A 15,888-nucleotide genomic window follows, 5' to 3' on the forward strand; every position below is an offset into this window, starting at 1 on the left:
CAGGAGGGGCAGCACCAGGGTCGGCCCAGGTGCGGCTCTGTCGGGTGAAGCGGTCATGCCGGCACCGTCTCGCGCAGCGCCACGGCGACATGCGCCGCCTCGACGCGCGCGGCACCCGCCTCGCGCGCGCACCGCTCAGCGCGGTCGCGCAGGCGCTTGGCCGCGGAAATCCTGATCAGGAACGGCTCATGGGCGAGATGCCGGTCGAGCGCCGCGGCCGCATCAGGGGCCCAGGCCTCGCCCGCATCGGCGCGCGCCGGCGTCGGCTCGATCCGGTCGAGATCGGCGCCGAGCGGCAGGATGTTGAACAGCGCGTTGAACAGCGCGTTACAGTATTCCTGCACGACATAGGTCGCACCCGCATACCCCATGAACGGCGTGCCGGTCGCGCGGCGGATGATCGCCCCCGGAAACGACGCCGGAATATAGACCGAGCGGCCGCCGCGCTCCGCCGCATACATCCGCTCGTTATACGAGCCGAACAGCACCAGCGGCGGGGTCGCCGCCATCGCCGCGCGCACCGCGTCGTTGTCCGGCTTCACCCCGGGGCGACGGGCGATCGCGAAGCTGCACGCAATGCCGAGCTCCTCCTCGAGCAGGCGGCGCAGGCCGCGGGCATAGGTCTCGGTCGCCACCACCCCGAACGACGAGGTCGCGAAGAAATCCTGCGTCACGCTCCGCCACAGATCCCAGATCGGCTTGATCGTGGTCTCCTTCTCGCGGGCGATGAAGGGCTCGGGATCGACACCGACCAGTTCGCCGAGCTTGCGCAGGAAATTCGTGGTCGCGAAAATCCCCATCGGCGCCATCAGGTAGGGCTTGCCCAGCGCCTCGCAGAGCTTGCGGCCGAATTCGCGATAGAGGCAGACATTGACATCCGCATCGGCCAGCAGCGGCGTGTCCTTGAGGTCGGCGCCGAGCGGGAAGGTCAGGTTGACCTCGCAGCCGATCCCCTCGACCAGCCGGCGGATCTCCGCGAGATCGGAAGGCATGTTGAACGTACCGTAGATCGGCCCGATGATGTTGACGCGCGGCTTGCCCGCCTTGCGCTCCGGGCGCTTCGCCTTCGCGTTGCCGAACTCGTTCCACAGCCACACCATCGCCCGGTCGGCGGACTGCCACTGGTCCTCGTCGATCGTGCGCGGCAGGAAGCGCCGCAGGTTCGAGCCCTCCGGCGTCACCCCGCCGCCGATCATCTCGGCGATCGAGCCGGTGACGACGACGGCGGGAATCTTCTGGTCGCCGATCCCGGCGGCGCGCTTCATCGGCCCCTCGGTGCCGCTCATCGAGAGCGATTCCTCGTCGAGCCCCGTCACCACGATCGGCAGCTCGTGCGGCGGCAGCGCGTCGGTATAGTGCAGCACCGCCGTCACCGGCAGATTCTCGCAACCCACCGGCCCGTCGATGACGACGCGCAACCCCTTGATCGCGGCGAAGGCGTAGACAGCGCCCCAATACCCGCCCGCCCGGTCATGATCCTGCACCAGCATCAGCAAACCTCCTCCGCCTGCGCCGCATCGCCGGCGAAGAACCCGATCATCCGGCCGAACCGCTCGCGCCCGCGCGTCTGCGCCGCGACGATGGCAGCGAGTGCCGCGGCACCGGATGCGCCGAAGATCGGCCGCGATGACACGATGTTGGTGAAATAGACGGCCGGCACACCCGCCTCCTTCGCCGCCTGCACCAGCGGCGTGGTGCCGAAGGCGAGGTCGGGGCGAACGTCGCGCAGCGCCGCGCAATCCTGTTCGAGCGAGGCGCGGAACTGCACATGCGTGCCCTGCTGGGCGAGCCAGGCGCGGTCCGCCTCGCTCCACGGCGTCGCCGGCAGCGCGGTGCCGACATAGGGGATCTCCGCCCCCGCCTCGATCAGCAGCCGCGCGACCAGCAGCTCCGACCCCTCGTAGCCCGAAACGATCATCCGCGCCGAAACCGGGTTGGCGGCGAGTGCTGCGCGCACCGGGGCGATCGCCGCGGCCTTCGCCCGGTCGATCCGCGCCGCCTCGATCCCGGCGACGCGGCCGACGGCGTCGAGCCAGTCGGCCGTCGCCTCCTCGCCCACCGGCGCCGAGCCGATCAGCGTGCGGCCCGCGGCCTCGAATTCCCGCGCGCTGGCGGTGTAGAACGGATGCACCGCGGCAGCCGCCACGCAATCGAGCGCGCCGTACAGATCCCGCCACTCCCGCGCCGGCACCGCTGGCCCGACGCCGAGCCCCATCGGCGCCAGCATCGCCGCGACCCCTGGCGGATCGGCCGGAAACAGCTCGCCCAGCAGGGTGATCCGCCGCTCCTCGGCAAGCCCCGCGCGCGGCCGCGCCACCGCCCCGGCCTCGGCCTCGCGCCGCGCATAGCGCAGCATCGCCCCGGCCAGCACGTCCTTCGCCTCGGCATGGGTCGGCACGCCGAAGCCCGGCACGTCGATGCCGATCACCCGCACACCGTCGATCTCCCGCGGCAGCAGGTCGAGCGGTACGCCCGAAGCGGTCGGCACGCACAGATTGATGACGACGACGGCGTCATACGCGTCCGGCTGCGCCGTCCGGCGCACCGCGTCGCGGATATCCTCGAAGAGCTGGCCGGTCACCAGCGTCTCGGAATCGAACGGCACGTAGCCGACGCTGCGGCGCGCGCCATAGAAATGCGAGGTGAAGGTGAGACCGTAGACGCAGCAGGCCGAGCCGGACAGGATCGTCGCCACCCGCCGCATCCGCAGGCCGACGCGCAACGACCCGAAGGCCGGGCACATCGATTGCGGCTGGTCGTGCGGCCCCTGCGGGTAATCGGCGGCGAGCCGCTCCAGCACGGCGGACTTGCCGGCGGCGCGGGCGGCCTCGCGCATCGTCTCCCGCCCGCCATGGCAGCCGGAGTCCTGCGGCCGCGCGATCGTTCCCTCCGGCGGGGGCATGGTCAGGCCCCCTCGTAGACGACTTCGAGGGACGGCCGGTTCAGCACGTCCGAACCGCACATGTCCTCAAGGCTCGCCGGGTCCAGCACCACGCCGCGGCCCACCGCGTCGCCCTTGAACAGGCCGAGCAGCCCGTCCTGGCTCAGCGGCGTCGGGCGGATCGGCGGCGCCTCGGCCACCTGCACGCCCAGCGCCTCGAACAGCGGCGACCAGCGCCCGCCGGGCCGCCCGACGATCTCGTAATTCGCCGATTTGCGGCGGATATCCTCATCCGCCGGAATCGCGGCCAGCACCGGAATCCCCGCCGCCGCGGCGAAAGCCTGTGCCTCGCCGGTGCCGTCATCCTTGTTGATCACCAGCCCGGCAACGCCGACATTGCCGCCGAGCTTGCGGAAATAATCCACCGCCGAGCAGACATTGTTGGCGACATAGAGCGATTGCAGGTCGTTCGAGCCGACCACGATCACCTTCTGGCACAGATCGCGGGCGATCGGCAGGCCGAACCCGCCGCAGACCACGTCGCCCAGGAAGTCGAGCAGCACGTAATCGAAATCCCACTGGTGAAAGCCCAGCTTGTCGAGCAGCTCGAACCCGTGGATGATCCCGCGTCCGCCGCAGCCGCGCCCGACTTCCGGGCCGCCCAGCTCCATGGCGAACACCCCGTCGCGCTTGAAGCAGACATCGCCGATCTCCACCGCCTCGCCGGCGGCCTTGCGCCGCGCCGAGGTCTCGATGATCGTCGGGCACGACTTGCCGCCGAACAGCAGCGAGGTCGTGTCGCTTTTCGGGTCGCACCCGATCAGCAGCACCCGCTTGCCGAGCTGCGCCATCGAATACGACAGGTTGGCGAGGGTGAAACTCTTGCCGATCCCCCCCTTGCCGTAGATCGCGATGATCTGGGTCTTCTTCGCCGGATTCGCGCTCGCGCCAATCTCGGTATCGGGAGCCGTGCGGCCGGCGCTTGCGTTCATGTCATGTCTCTCCAGTCGATGAGCAGTTTGAGGCAGGAATCGTCGTTGAAGGCGGCGGGATAGGCTTGCGCCGCGTCCGCCGCCGGCACCCGGTGCGTCACCAGGCCGGACAGGTCGAGCCGCCCCGCCGCGACGCGCGCGGCGACATCGGCGAGATCCTCCGGCTGCCACTGGGCGGCGATGGCAATCCGCGCCTCGCGCATGAAGGCCGGGGGAAAGGCAAAGCCGAGCGGGGCGGCGTAAAACCCGGCGAGGGTGATCATCCCCCCCGGCGCGAGGCGCCCGATCAGCCGGTCGAGAATTGCGGAATCGCCCGAGGCGTCGATGATCGTGCGATAATCCCGCCGCGAATCGTCCGCCGCGGCCCGCACCTCGTAGCCTCGCGCCCCCGCGAACCGCGCCGCCCTGGTTTCCCAGACCACCGGCGCCCCGCCATCGAGCGTCGCGAGGCGGGCGATCAACCGGCCGAGAACGCCATGCCCGACGATCAGCTCCGGCGCGCCGCCGGCAACCCTGATCGCATGCCGGGCGGTTGCCGCCAGCGCCAGCAGGGTCGCGTTCGCGCCGAGTGCGGCGGGAACCCGCACCGCCCGCTCGGCCGGCACCACCAAATGTCGGGAATCCGCGCCGAACAGCGCGCGCATCTCACCGAAGCAGCGGGCTCCCGGAACGAACACCGTCTCGCCCAGCCGGCCGCGCACCTCGCGCCCCGTCTCGACAATCGTGCCCGTCGCCTCGTAGCCCGGCACCAGCGGATAACCCATGCCCGGAAAGGGCGGCATCTCGCCGGTGAAGATCAGCTTCTCCGTGCCGGTGCTCACCCCCGACCACGCCACCTCGACCACCACATCCGTGGCCGCGGGCGCATCGAGCCTCACCCGCCGGAGCGACAGGTCGAACGGTCTTTCGATGATGATGGCGAGACTGTCGAGCAAGGCACGTCCCCTCTGGAGTGCCGCGAGCCGTGCGGTCGTATTGTAAATGTCAGCCTACAAGTACAAAACAAAATGTCAATCTAAACTTACAGTCAACGCTTCTTTTATTGCCCCGGCTCATCCGGCGCGTGCCGCGATCAGCCCGGTCAGCAGCGGCTGCGGCGTGGCGATCTGCCGCGCCCCGATGAAACCGGCGCGCTCCGCCATCGCGGCCAGCTCCGCAGCGCGCCGCGGCCGGCCGCGCCCCATGGCCAGCAGGTAGAAACCGAAATAGGCATCGCCGACCGGCGCCGCCCCCGCCGCCGCGGCCAGCGGCTCGGCGATCAGCAGGGTCGCGCCGGGTTGCAGGCAGGCGCGGACATTGCGCAGGATCGCCATCGCATCGTCGTCGTCGTGATCGTGCAGCACCCTGACGAGGGTGGCGATGTCCGCCCCCTCCGGCAGCCGGTCGACGCGCATGTCGCCGCCCCATGCGGCGGCCCGCCCGGCGAGCCCCGCGCGGGCGAAGCGGGCCCGCGCCAGCGCCGCCACATCCGGCAGGTCGAACAGCATGAGCGCGAGCGCCGGTGCGCGGGCGGCGACCGCCTCGAGAAACCGGCCATCGCCCCCGCCGACATCGAGAATCCGCCGGTGCCGGCGGAATTTCCAGGCGGCGAGAATCCCCGCGGCGATCATCGGCTGCGATGCCGCCATCAACTGCGAATAGGCATCCGCCCGCGGCGCGTCGCCGCCCTCATACGGCCAGAACCCCGCCAGGGTCGCGTTCGTCTCGCCGCGCAGAAGGCCGACCGGATCGGCGAGATCGCGATAGAGCAGCGCATGATGCCGGACCATCGCCGCGATGCCGGGATTGGCAAGCAGCGCAGCACCCAGCGGGCCGAGCGCCACCCGCGCGCCATCGGTCTCCAGCAGCCGCAGCGCCGCACCCGCCCGCGCGAGCCGCAGCAGCGCCGCCGGCGCGAGGCGGCCGCGCGCGGCGAGATGCTCGACCGTCTCCGCCCCCTTCGCCAGCTGGGCGAACAGGTCGAGCTCGACGCAGGCCGCAAGCGTCTGCGAATAGACAAAGCCGGCGCAGAGATCGAACAGCGCCCGCGCCTCCCGCCGCGCCACGAACCGGGTCGGCGGAAAGCGCGCCGCAAGATCCTGGAAGGTGCCGTTCGCAAGCAGCCGGTTGCGCAGATCCCGCCAGCGCCGCTGCCAGGCCGGCACCGGCGGGTCCACGAAGCCCGACGCGCTCGCCGTCACCGCGCGCGCCTCAGGCCGCCGCGCGGGCCAGCCCCTTGGGCACCAGCCGCTTCGCCTCCTGCACGATCAGCGCGCGCAGCGACGCCACGCCCGGACAATCGGGGATCGACGAGGCCGCGCGTTCGGCCACCTCGTCCAGCAGGTCGAGCGCGCCCTCGATGCCGAAGCGCCGCACGGCACTCGGCCGGTGCAGCGCGGCGTCGCGCCCGACCGGCTTGCCGCACGAAGCCGCATCCCCGGCGGCATCGCAAAGATCGTCGGCGATCTGATAGGCATCGCCCAGATTGTCCCCCAGCGCCCGCCACGGCAGCGGATCCTCGCCCGCGCTCGCCGCCCCGGCCATCGCCGCCGCCGCGAACAGCGCCGAGGTCTTGGCCCGCTGGTAGCGCGCGAGATCCACCTCGTCCTCGCTCTCCCAGGCCTGGCCGGCGACGATCCCGCCCGGCATGCCCACCGCCTCGGCGACGATCCCGCTCAGCGCGATCACCGGGCCAGGCTGCACTGCGCAGCCAAGTGCGAGGGTCTGGAACGCCAGCACGATCAGCGCATCGCCCGCAAGCACCGCGATCGGCGCGCCGAACGCGGCATGCACCGAGGGACGGCCGCGTCGCGTCGCCGCATCGTCGAAACACGGCAGGTCGTCATGCACCAGCGAGGCGCAGTGCAGGAATTCCAGCGCCGCCCCCGCCGCCACCGCCGCGTCGAACCGGTCCGCCCCGCAGGCCGAGGCCACGGCGAGGCACAGTCGCGGCCGCACCCGCGCGCCGCGCGGAAACACCGCGTGCCGCATCGCCGCCGCCAGCTTCGGCGGCCCGCCGCCGGTTTCGGCCCGCAGCATGGCAGTGGTGAGGGTGGATTCGATGAGCGACATGGCATCCATGACGGACCTCCGATGGTTGAGCCGTTTGTCACTTTTTATTGTCGTTTTTTACTGTGCGATTTGGTTGACACTCAGTCAAGTAATTTCGGATACTCGCCCGCAACGGAGGACCCCGCGATTTCCGCACGAGACACATCGACGGTCCTGATCATCGGCGCCGGCATGGGCGGCCTCGCCGCGGCGATCCGCCTCGCCGCCGCCGGCCGCCGCGTCGTGGTGTTCGACCGCGCGGCAGCACCCGGCGGCAAGCTGCGCGCGGTCGCCGTCGCCGGCCGCGCCATCGATGCCGGGCCGACGGTGGTGACGATGCGCCACGTGTTCGACGACCTGCTGCGCGCCGCCGGCACCAGCCTCGCGGCCGAGCTTCGCCTCGCGCCGCTCGATGTCATCGCCCGGCATCACTGGCAGGACGGCACCCGGCTCGACCTGCGGCAGACCGCGGAGGCGAGCGAGGCCGCCATCCTCGCCGCCTTCGGCCCGCGCGCCGCCCGCGAATTCGGCGTCTTCTGCCGCCGCAGCCGGGCGCTCTACGACGCGCTCGATGCCGCCTTCATGCGCAACCCCGCGCCCGGTCTTCTCGGCCTTGGCCGCCGCACCGGCCTCGCCGGCCTGCTGGCCCTCGGCCGCGCCTCGCCCTTTGCCAGCCTGTGGTCGGTTCTCGGCCGCCGCTTCACCGATCCGAGGCTGCGCCAGCTCTTCGCTCGCTACGCGACCTATTCCGGCGCCTCGCCCTTCGCCGCGCCAGCGACGCTGATGCTGATCGCCCATGCCGAGCAGCGCGGCGTATGGACGATCGAGGGCGGCATGAAGATGCTGGCCTCCGCCCTGATGCGCGCCGCCGGCCGCCACGGCGCGCGCTTCCACCTCGGCGCGCCGGTGGCCGAGGTGCTGACCGATGGCGCCCGCGTCAGCGGCGTCCGCCTCGCGGACGGTTCGGAGATCGCCGGCCGCACGGTCATCGCCGCCGGCGAGATCGGCGCGATCGGCGCCGGCCGCCTCGGCGCCGCCGCCCGCGCCGCCCTCGGCCGCGCCGCCGCCGCCCCGCGCTCGCTCTCGGCGGTGACCTGGCAGGTCGTCGCCCATGCGCGCGGCTTCCCGCTCAGCCATCACAACGTGTTCTTCAGCCGCGACTACCCCGCCGAGTTCGCCGCCCTCGCCGCCGGCACGCTGCCGCCGGACCCGACCATCTATGTCTGCGCCCAGGATCGTACTCCGGACCGCGCCCCGCGAAACCCCGATCCTGCTGCGGAACGCCTGCTGGTGCTGGTCAACGCCCCGCCGCTCGGCGACCGCGCCGCGCCGGACGACGCCGCGACCGACGCCTGCTGGGCGCGGGTGCGCGCCCGCCTCGCCGCCGCCGGCCTCACACTCGACATCGTGGGCAGTTCCGTCACCGGCCCGCCCGGTTTCGAGCGCCTGTTCCCCGGCGCCGGCGGCGCGCTCTACGGCCGCGACCTCGCCGGCTGGCGCGACCCCTTCGCCCGCCCGCGGGCGCGCACCGCGCTGCCGGGATTCTACCTCGCCGGCGGCTCGGCGCATCCCGGCCCGGGCCTGCCGATGGCCGCGCTCTCCGGCAGTTTCGCCGCCGCCGCCATCATGGCGGATGCGGAATGATCCGCTTCGATCGCCCGGTCCCGCGCGGCGGCTATGCCTGGTGGTATGTCGACGCGCTGAGCGACGACGGGCGCCACGCGCTCACCCTGATCGCCTTCATCGGCTCGGTGTTCTCGCCCTATTACGCCGCCGCCCGTCGCCTCGCCCCCGGCAGGGCCGCACCTGAGGATTTCGTCGCCATCAACCTCGCCCTCTACGGGCCCCGCGGCAACCGCTGGACCATGACCGAGCGCCGCCGCCACAGCCTGCGGGCCGAGGCCGACAGCCTCGCCATCGGCCCGAGCCGGCTCGCCGTCGATGCCGGCGGGCTTGCCGCCGAGATCGCCGAATGGTCGAACCCGCTGCCGCGCCGGGTGCGCGGCACGGTCCGCCTCGTCCCCCATGCCCTTGAACCGACCACCTACAAGCTCGATGCGGCGGGCCGGCACCGCTGGCAGCCGCTCGCCCCCTGCGCGCGCATCCGCGTCGCCTTCACCGCGCCGGAGCTCGCCTGGGAAGGCAACGCCTATCTCGATCGCAACGACGGCGACGAGCCGATCGCGCATGCCTTTCGGCGCTGGCACTGGTCGCGCGCGGCAACGCGGCAGGGTGCCGCGATCCTCTATCACGCGGAGCGGCGCGACGGCGGGCAGACCTCGCTCGCGCTGGGCTTCGCCGCCGGCGGCGGTGCCACCGCCTTCACGCCCCCGCCCGCCGCCGCCCTGCCGGCGACGCGCTGGCGCCTCGCGCGCGAAACCCGCAGCGATGGCGGCGCCAGCCTCATCCGCAATCTCGAGGATACGCCCTTTTACGCCCGCGCCCGCATCGGCGCCTCGCTCGGCGGCGAACCGGTCGAGGCCGTGCACGAAACGCTCGATTGCGACCGTCTCGTCCATCCCGCCGTCCAGTTCATGCTGCCCTTCCGCATGCCGCGACGGTTCATCTGAGATTGAGGCAGCCGATCAGAGCATCATCCGATCCGAAAGGATCGGAACGTGCTCTAGGAGCCGTCGCGCTCGCGGTCCCGCCGCAGACTCCGCCGCACCGACACGAGCGACCAGACGGCGGCGGCCAGCACCAGCACGTCGATGCCGGAAAACTCCAGGAAGGTCGCATAGTGGCTGGCCCAGGCTTCCATCACACTTCTTCCATCACGCCGGCTCCGCCGCGCCGCAGACGAGCGGGCGGCGCGCCCCGGCCGCAATCATCCGCGCCGCGCGTTCCTCGCGTTCCAGCCGGTCGATCAGCAGGATCACCCGCGCCGCCGCCCCCACCGTCTCGCCGCCGGATGCCGCCGCCTCGATCAGGAACCGCATTTCCGGGCAGGGCGGCGGCGATGCGGCAAGCGGCGCCCAGAGCCCGGCGGTCGCGGCATCGGCGAGCGAGAGTGCGGCCAGCCCGAGCTTCCGCCGGCTGGAAACGCGGGTGCGGGTGGAGACCGAGTCGAGCCCGTTCGCCGCCAGAAGCCGGCCGATCTCGCGATAGATCCGCCGCGCCGCCGCAATGCCGGGCCGGCAGGCCAGCGGCAGCGCGGCAATGCCCCGTCCGGCGGCCGCATAGCGCCGCTCGGCCTCCTCCAGCAGGCGCCCGATCACTTGTGCCAGCGCCGGAGTGAAAGCCGGGCGGGCGAGGAACCGCTCGGGCTCCAGCCCCGCCTCGTCCAGCCAGTCGAGCGGCAGGTAGAGCCGGCGCTCGGCCGCATCCTCGCCGACATCGCGGGCAATGTTGGTCAGCTGCATCGCGAGGCCGAGATCGCAGGCGGCGGCAAGGCTCGCCTCGTCCCGCGCGCCCATCAGCATCGCCATCATCACCCCGACCGACCCCGCCACCCGCGCCGCATAGGCGCGCAGCTCCGCCAGCGTGGCATAGCGCCGCCCCGCCGCGTCCCAGGCCAGCCCCTCGATCAGCGCCTCGGGCAGCGCATGCGGGATACCGTGCCGGGCGATGGTCGCGGCAAACGCGCGATCGACCGGATCGTCGAGCCGCACGCCCCGGCAGATCGCCTCCAGCCGCGCCGATATCGCCGCAACCCCGGCTTGCTTGTCGGCGGCAAGGTCGACCGCGTCGTCGGCCTCGCGGCAGAAGGCGTAGAGCGCGGTCGCCGCGGCGCGCACCTCCGCCGGCAGCAGGCGGGAGGCGGCGTGGAAACTGACAGAGCCGCGCCGCAGCCTTGCCGCGCAGGCGGCGATGTCGGGATCAGACGAACGCATTGGCATCGGGAACCACCGTATCGAGAACCCGGGCGGTCGAGAGCACGCCCGGCACCCCGGCGCCGGGATGGGTGCCCGCGCCCACCAGGAACAGGTTGCGCACATCCTCGCTCGCATTGTGCGGGCGGAACCAGGCGCTCTGGGTCAGCACCGGCTCCATCCCGAAGCCGGCGCCCAAGGTCGAATCGTAGCGCGTGGCGAAATCCCGCGGCGTCATCACCCGCGAGGTGACGATGTGCCCGCCAAGCCCCGGCATCACCGTCTCCTCCAGCCGCCGCTCGACCCGCTGGCGGAACGCCTCGGCCTCGCGCGCCCAGTCCTGGCCGCCGCCGAGATGCGGCACCGGCGCCAGCGCGTAGAAGGCGTCGCACCCCGCGGGCGCGAGCGCCGGATCGGTCGCCGTCGGCCGGTGCAGATAGAGGCTCATGTCCGGCGCCAGGCGCTTCTTCTCGAAAATATCGTCGAGCAGCCCGCGATAACGCGGCCCCATCACGATCGTGTGGTGCGGCACCTCGCCGAACTGCCGGTCGGTGCCGAAATACCAGACGAACAATCCCATCGAGTAGCGCGCCGCGGCGAGCTTGCGGTCGGTCCAGCGCCGCCGCGCCACCCCGCGCAGCAAGTGGCCATAGGTAAACCCGGTGCAGGCGTCCGAGACCACGATATCCGCCGCGATCCGGCTGCCATCCGCGAGTTCAACGCCGCTGGCCGCCCCCTCGCGCACGAGGATCCGGTCGACCGGCGTGTTGCAGCGGATGCGGTTGCCCTGCCGCTCGATCAGCCGCGCCAGCCCGGCGACGATCGCCCCGGTCCCGCCCATCGCGAAATGCACGCCATGCCGGCGCTCCAGATGCAGGATCAGCGCGTAGATGGCGCTGACGCGGAACGGATTGCCGCCCACCAGCAGCGGATGGAAGCTCAGCGCCGCGCGCACCCGCGGATCGCGCACATGCCGCGCGACCAGCCCGTGCACGCTGCGATGGCCCGATAGCCGCACGAGGTCGGGCAGGATGCGCGCCATGTCGGTCCAGTGGCCGAACGGCACGTGGCCGAGCTGCTCGAACCCGATCCGGTAGATCTCCTCGGTCATCGCGATGAAGCGCTCGTAGCCGGCGACATCGCCGGGCGCGAGCCGGCCGATCTCCGCGCACATCGCGGCATGATCGCCGGAGCAGTCGATATGCATGCCGTCATCGAAGCGGATGCGGTAGAACGGGTCGATCGAGCGGAGATCGACATCGTCGGCCATCCGCCCGCCGGCCAGCGCCCAGAGTTCCTCCAGCAGGAACGGGGCGGTGATGATGGTCGGGCCGGCATCGAACACGAACCCGTCCTGCCGGAACACCGAGGCCCGGCCGCCGGGCTGCTCGCAGCGCTCCAGCACGGTGACGCGCCAGCCCCGCGCGCCGAGCCGGATCGCGGCGGCCAGCCCGCCGAACCCCGCCCCGATCACGATGGCATGCGGCCGCTTCGCCATCGCCTCCGGTGCCACATCCCGACGGGCGATCACGTTCATGCCGCCAGCACCCCGATCTCGCGCGCGAAGCCGGCGATCTCCCCGGCGACCGGCTCCGGCGCCTCCTCATGCGCGAGATGGCCGAGACGCGGCAGCACGATGACCCGCGCCCCCGGCACAAGACGCGCGATCTCCCGCGCATCGGCCGGCGGGATCGAGCGGTCCGCCGCCCCCACGATCAGCAAAAGCCTGGGCGCGAGACGCGGCAGCGCCGCGGCCAGCGGTGCGAGGTCCCAGTTCGCCATCATCATCAGCGCCGCCCCCGCATGGCCGCTGCGCCGCGCCAGCCGTGCATAGAATTCCGCCCCCTGCGCATCGATGCGCGATCCGGTGCCGCGCAGCAGCCGCGCCACCACCGCCTTGTCCGCCGCGTGCCAGGCGAACACGCGCGGCACCAGCGGGTTGAGCGCGAACAGCCGCGCCAGCGGCGAGAACACCTGCCCGGCAACGCCCTTGAGCGGCAGCAGCGCGCCGTTGAGGCTGACCAGCCCCGCCGGCGCGATCCGCCCCTGCAGGCACATCTCGGCCAGGATCGCCGCCCCCGCCGAATGCCCGGCCACCAGCGCCGGCGGCGCCTCCAGCACGTCGAGCAATGTCGCGATCGCCCCGGCCATGCCGGGCAGCGACATGCGCGGCCAGAACGGCGCCGCGGTGAAGCCGTGGCCCGGCAGATCCGGCGCGATCACGGTGAAGTCCCGCGCCAGCAGCGGCGCCAGCGCGCGCCAGGAATGGGTCGCCGCCCCGGTGCCGTGCAGCAGCAGCAGAACCGGCCCCGCCCCCATCACCTGAACGTGGAATCGCAGCCCGCCGGCGGTCACGAAGCGGCTCGCCGCCCGGTTCGGCCAGTCCCGCCCGTCGGTCTCCCAGTCGGGCGCATCGGCGTCGAACACCCGGTCCCACAGCGCGAGGGCGGCGCTCATGCGGCCTGCTCCGTGCGGATCGCCCGGCTCAGCGCGCGCGCATCGGCAAAGGGCAGTGGCAGGTAGCGCGCCCGCATCGCGCCGGCGAGTTCGGCGGCGAAAGCGTTCGGCCGCGGCGCCGTGTCGATCACCAGGGCGGGAATTCCGTCGGCGGCACAGGCAGACGCCGCCGCCCGCGCATCCGCCGCTGCCGCCGCGCGGCCCGGCTGCCGGTCGCGGCCGATATTCGCCCCGCCATCGGTCAGCAGCACCAGCAGCGGCCGGTTGCCCCGCCGCCGCGCGCCGAGTGCCATGTCCCGCGCGGCGTCGATCCCGCTGGCCAGCGGCGTCGCCCCGCCGCCGGGCAGTGCCGCAAGGCTCCGCCGGGCGCGGGCCAGCGCCGCGGTGGGCGGCAGCAGCAGCTCCGCGCCGCGGTTGCGGAACGCCAGAAGCGCCACCTGGTCGCGCCGCACATAGCAATCGGCCAGCAGCAGCTGCACCGCGCCCTTCGCTTCCGCCAGCCGGTTCAGCGCCGACGAGCCGGAGGCGTCGACCGCGAAAATCGCCACCGAGCGGACCGGCGCCTGATGCCGGCGAACCCTGAAATCGCCGCCGAGAACGATGACCCGCCCCGGATGATCCGGCCGCTCGCGCCGGCGCAGCGCCTGCATCGGGGCGGCGGCCCGCAGCGTCTCGACGAGGGCGAGGCCATGCTCCCGCCCCGGCCGGCCGGGGCGCGCGCCGAGCGGCCTTCCATGCGCGGCGGTCGCGGCGGCAGGGGCTGCGGCGCGCCCGCCGGCAGTGCCGCGGCGGCCCTGGCCGAGCAGCAGCGCGGCCAGAAGTTCCGGTGGCAGCGCGCTGCGGGCGGCATCGAGAACCCGGTCCGCCGCCTGCTCGCCCTCGGTCTCGGATGGCGCCGCCTCCGCCGCCTCGTCGCCGCACGCCGGCGGCGGCGCGGACTCTGGTTCCGCGTCCGTGTCCTCTTCCGCCGCCGGCAAGCGGGTGGCCCGATGGGCGAGCACCAGCTGGGCTGCCAGCATCGCGTCCTCCTCGCCGGCGCTGCGGCGGCCGGCCAGCGCCGCGGCGGCCCGCGCCGCCCGCATGGCGAGGATCACCGGCCGCAGCGAGAAGATGCCGAGCTGCGCCGCCACATGGCAGAGCGCCTCGGCCACGCCGTCGTCCATCCGCATCCGCGCCAGCCGCCGCCGCGCCGCACCGAGCCCGCGCACCCGCGCAGGCGGACGCCGCGCCAGCAGATCGGCGGCATCGAGGGCGAAGGCCATGCGGTCGGCCAGCGCGGGGGCGAGATGCTCCTCCGGCCCGATCCCCTCATCGAGGGCGATAGCGCCGAACCGGCCCTCCTGCGCCTGCGCCAGCCGCGCGCACAGGGCGCGGTCGAGCCGCTCGGCCATCGGCAGCACCAGCACGCCGCCCGCCGCCTCCGCCAGCAGGCCGGCCGCCATCACCCGGCGCCCGGCGGCAAGGCTCGCCGCGAGATCGATCCCGCCGAGCAACCGTCCGTCATCGATCCCGGCCGGCACCCGCCGCATCGCCGCCCCCGCCGGCAGCAGGGCGCGGACATGCTCGACAAACCCGTCCCGCGCCGGGCCGAACGGCGCGCGAACCCAGATGCCGCCCAGCCCCGCGGGGTCGAGGCTGAACAGGGCCGCGACCACCGCCGCACTGCGCGCCGGGCGCGGCGGCGGCATCGGGCTCATGCGACGAACACCTCGTCGAGCGCGCGATCGACCCGCGCGCCGGCCATCGATTCATCGAGCGGATCGCGCCGCAGCCGGTGGCGCAGCGCCGCCGGGGCCACCGCCCGCAGATGCGCCGGCGTCACCGCGATCTCGCCTTCCAGCGCCGCCTTCGCCCTTGCCGCGCGCAGCAGCGTCAACTCGCCGCGCAGCCCGTCGGTGCCGAGCGCCACGCACAGCCGGGCGGCGAGCGCCAGCACCTCGTCGGCGACCGCGACCATCGGCAGCAACCGCCGCGCCGCGACGATCGCCTCGCGCAGCCCGGCCTCCGCCGCCGCGAAGCGCCGCGCGAAGCCGGCCGGGTCCTGCTCGAACGCATCGCGCCGCCGCACCACCTCGATCCGCTCGCCGATATCCGTCGGCGTCCTGACCTCGACGCACAGCCCGAACCGGTCGAGCAGTTGCGGCCGCAACTCGCCCTCCTCGGGGTTGCCGCTGCCGATCAGCACGAAGCGCGCCGGGTGGCGCAGGCTCAGCCCCTCGCGCTCGACCACGTTCTCGCCCGACGCCGCGACATCGAGCAGCAGATCCACCAGATGATCCTCCAGCAGATTGATCTCGTCGATATAGAGAAAGCCGCGATTGGCGCGGGCCAGCAGCCCCGGCTCGAAGGCCTTGACCCCGTCGGCGAGCGCGCGCTCGATGTCCAGCGCGCCGACCACCCTGTCCTCGGTGGCGCCGAGCGGCAGGTCGACCACCGGCACCCGCACCCGCTCGCGCGGCAACCGCCCGCCGACGCGACGCGCCCGGCACTCCGGGCAGAGCCGCCGCCGATCGGCCGGATCGCAGCGATAGCGGCAGCCCGCCACCGCACTCACCGCCGGCAGCAACGCCGCCAGCGCCCGCACCGCGGTCGACTTGCCGGTGCCGCGATCGCCCAGCGCCAGCACCCCGCCGAGCGCCGGCTCGATCGCCGCGATCAGCAGCGCCTCCTTCATCTCCGCCTGGCCGACGATCGCGCTGAACGGATACGGGCCCAT

General features: G+C 73.1%; 14 protein-coding genes. 2 read left to right on the forward strand and 12 right to left on the reverse strand.

The genetic code is table 11. The features are described from left to right. Window positions 1–53: 53 nt before the first annotated feature. The 6 genes from bchZ to ACMV_RS09400 form a co-directional block, all read right to left on the reverse strand. A complete protein-coding gene (gene bchZ / locus ACMV_RS09375) occupies window positions 54–1,490 on the reverse strand; it encodes a chlorophyllide a reductase subunit Z (protein WP_013640252.1) in 1,437 nt (478 codons plus the stop codon). Continuing rightward, window positions 1,490–2,902 carry a chlorophyllide a reductase subunit Y gene (bchY, locus tag ACMV_RS09380; RefSeq protein WP_013640253.1) on the reverse strand — a complete coding sequence of 471 codons (1,413 nt, stop codon included), beginning with the start codon at window positions 2,900–2,902 and terminating at the stop codon, window positions 1,490–1,492. Before bchY ends, bchZ begins: the two co-directional genes overlap by 1 nt. 2 nt (window positions 2,903–2,904) lie before the next feature. Continuing rightward, entirely contained in the window at window positions 2,905–3,873 is a 969-nt protein-coding gene (locus tag ACMV_RS09385; RefSeq protein ID WP_007423561.1) for a chlorophyllide a reductase iron protein subunit X, read from the reverse strand. Beyond that, window positions 3,870–4,808 carry a chlorophyll synthesis pathway protein BchC gene (gene bchC / locus ACMV_RS09390; protein WP_013640254.1) on the reverse strand — a complete coding sequence of 313 codons (939 nt, stop codon included), beginning with the start codon at window positions 4,806–4,808 and terminating at the stop codon, window positions 3,870–3,872. The genes ACMV_RS09385 and bchC overlap by 4 nt, the downstream gene beginning before the upstream one ends. 117 nt (window positions 4,809–4,925) lie before the next feature. Further along, a complete protein-coding gene (locus ACMV_RS09395; protein ID WP_013640255.1) occupies window positions 4,926–6,053 on the reverse strand; it encodes a methyltransferase in 1,128 nt (375 codons plus the stop codon). 10 nt (window positions 6,054–6,063) lie between these two features. Next, window positions 6,064–6,933, reverse strand: coding sequence for a polyprenyl synthetase family protein (locus tag ACMV_RS09400; RefSeq protein ID WP_013640256.1), 870 nt, complete (start codon window positions 6,931–6,933; stop codon window positions 6,064–6,066). Between the two features lie 150 nt (window positions 6,934–7,083). Here ACMV_RS09400 and crtD point away from each other — a divergent pair, with 150 nt between their 5' ends. Then, entirely contained in the window at window positions 7,084–8,547 is a 1,464-nt protein-coding gene (gene crtD, locus ACMV_RS09405) for a 1-hydroxycarotenoid 3,4-desaturase CrtD (RefSeq protein WP_456236368.1), read from the forward strand. Next, window positions 8,544–9,473, forward strand: a complete 930-nt coding sequence (locus ACMV_RS09410) for a carotenoid 1,2-hydratase (protein ID WP_013640258.1) — start codon at window positions 8,544–8,546, stop codon at window positions 9,471–9,473. The genes crtD and ACMV_RS09410 overlap by 4 nt, the downstream gene beginning before the upstream one ends. Window positions 9,474–9,526: 53 nt before the next feature. Here the strand turns inward: ACMV_RS09410 and ACMV_RS20805 are convergent, their stop codons facing one another. The 6 genes from ACMV_RS20805 to bchI are packed head-to-tail and all read right to left on the reverse strand — an operon-like array spanning window position 9,527 to window position 15,888. Further along, entirely contained in the window at window positions 9,527–9,664 is a 138-nt protein-coding gene (locus ACMV_RS20805; RefSeq protein WP_154653538.1) for a hypothetical protein, read from the reverse strand. A 13-nt stretch (window positions 9,665–9,677) separates the two neighbouring features. Then, complete coding sequence (locus ACMV_RS09415; RefSeq protein WP_048857831.1) at window positions 9,678–10,742, reverse strand: phytoene/squalene synthase family protein; 1,065 nt, start codon at window positions 10,740–10,742, stop codon at window positions 9,678–9,680. After that, complete coding sequence (crtI, locus tag ACMV_RS09420; RefSeq protein WP_013640260.1) at window positions 10,723–12,252, reverse strand: phytoene desaturase family protein; 1,530 nt, start codon at window positions 12,250–12,252, stop codon at window positions 10,723–10,725. The genes ACMV_RS09415 and crtI overlap by 20 nt, the downstream gene beginning before the upstream one ends. Then, window positions 12,249–13,172, reverse strand: a complete 924-nt coding sequence (bchO, locus tag ACMV_RS09425) for an alpha/beta fold hydrolase BchO (protein WP_013640261.1) — start codon at window positions 13,170–13,172, stop codon at window positions 12,249–12,251. Before bchO ends, crtI begins: the two co-directional genes overlap by 4 nt. After that, the gene (locus tag ACMV_RS09430; protein ID WP_013640262.1) at window positions 13,169–14,869 is read right to left on the reverse strand and encodes a magnesium chelatase subunit D; all 1,701 of its coding nucleotides are present in this window, start codon (window positions 14,867–14,869) and stop codon (window positions 13,169–13,171) included. The genes bchO and ACMV_RS09430 overlap by 4 nt, the downstream gene beginning before the upstream one ends. Then, window positions 14,866–15,888, reverse strand: a complete 1,023-nt coding sequence (gene bchI / locus ACMV_RS09435; protein WP_013640263.1) for a magnesium chelatase ATPase subunit I — start codon at window positions 15,886–15,888, stop codon at window positions 14,866–14,868. Before bchI ends, ACMV_RS09430 begins: the two co-directional genes overlap by 4 nt.

Source organism: Acidiphilium multivorum AIU301, from assembly GCF_000202835.1.
Lineage (GTDB): Bacteria > Pseudomonadota > Alphaproteobacteria > Acetobacterales > Acetobacteraceae > Acidiphilium > Acidiphilium multivorum.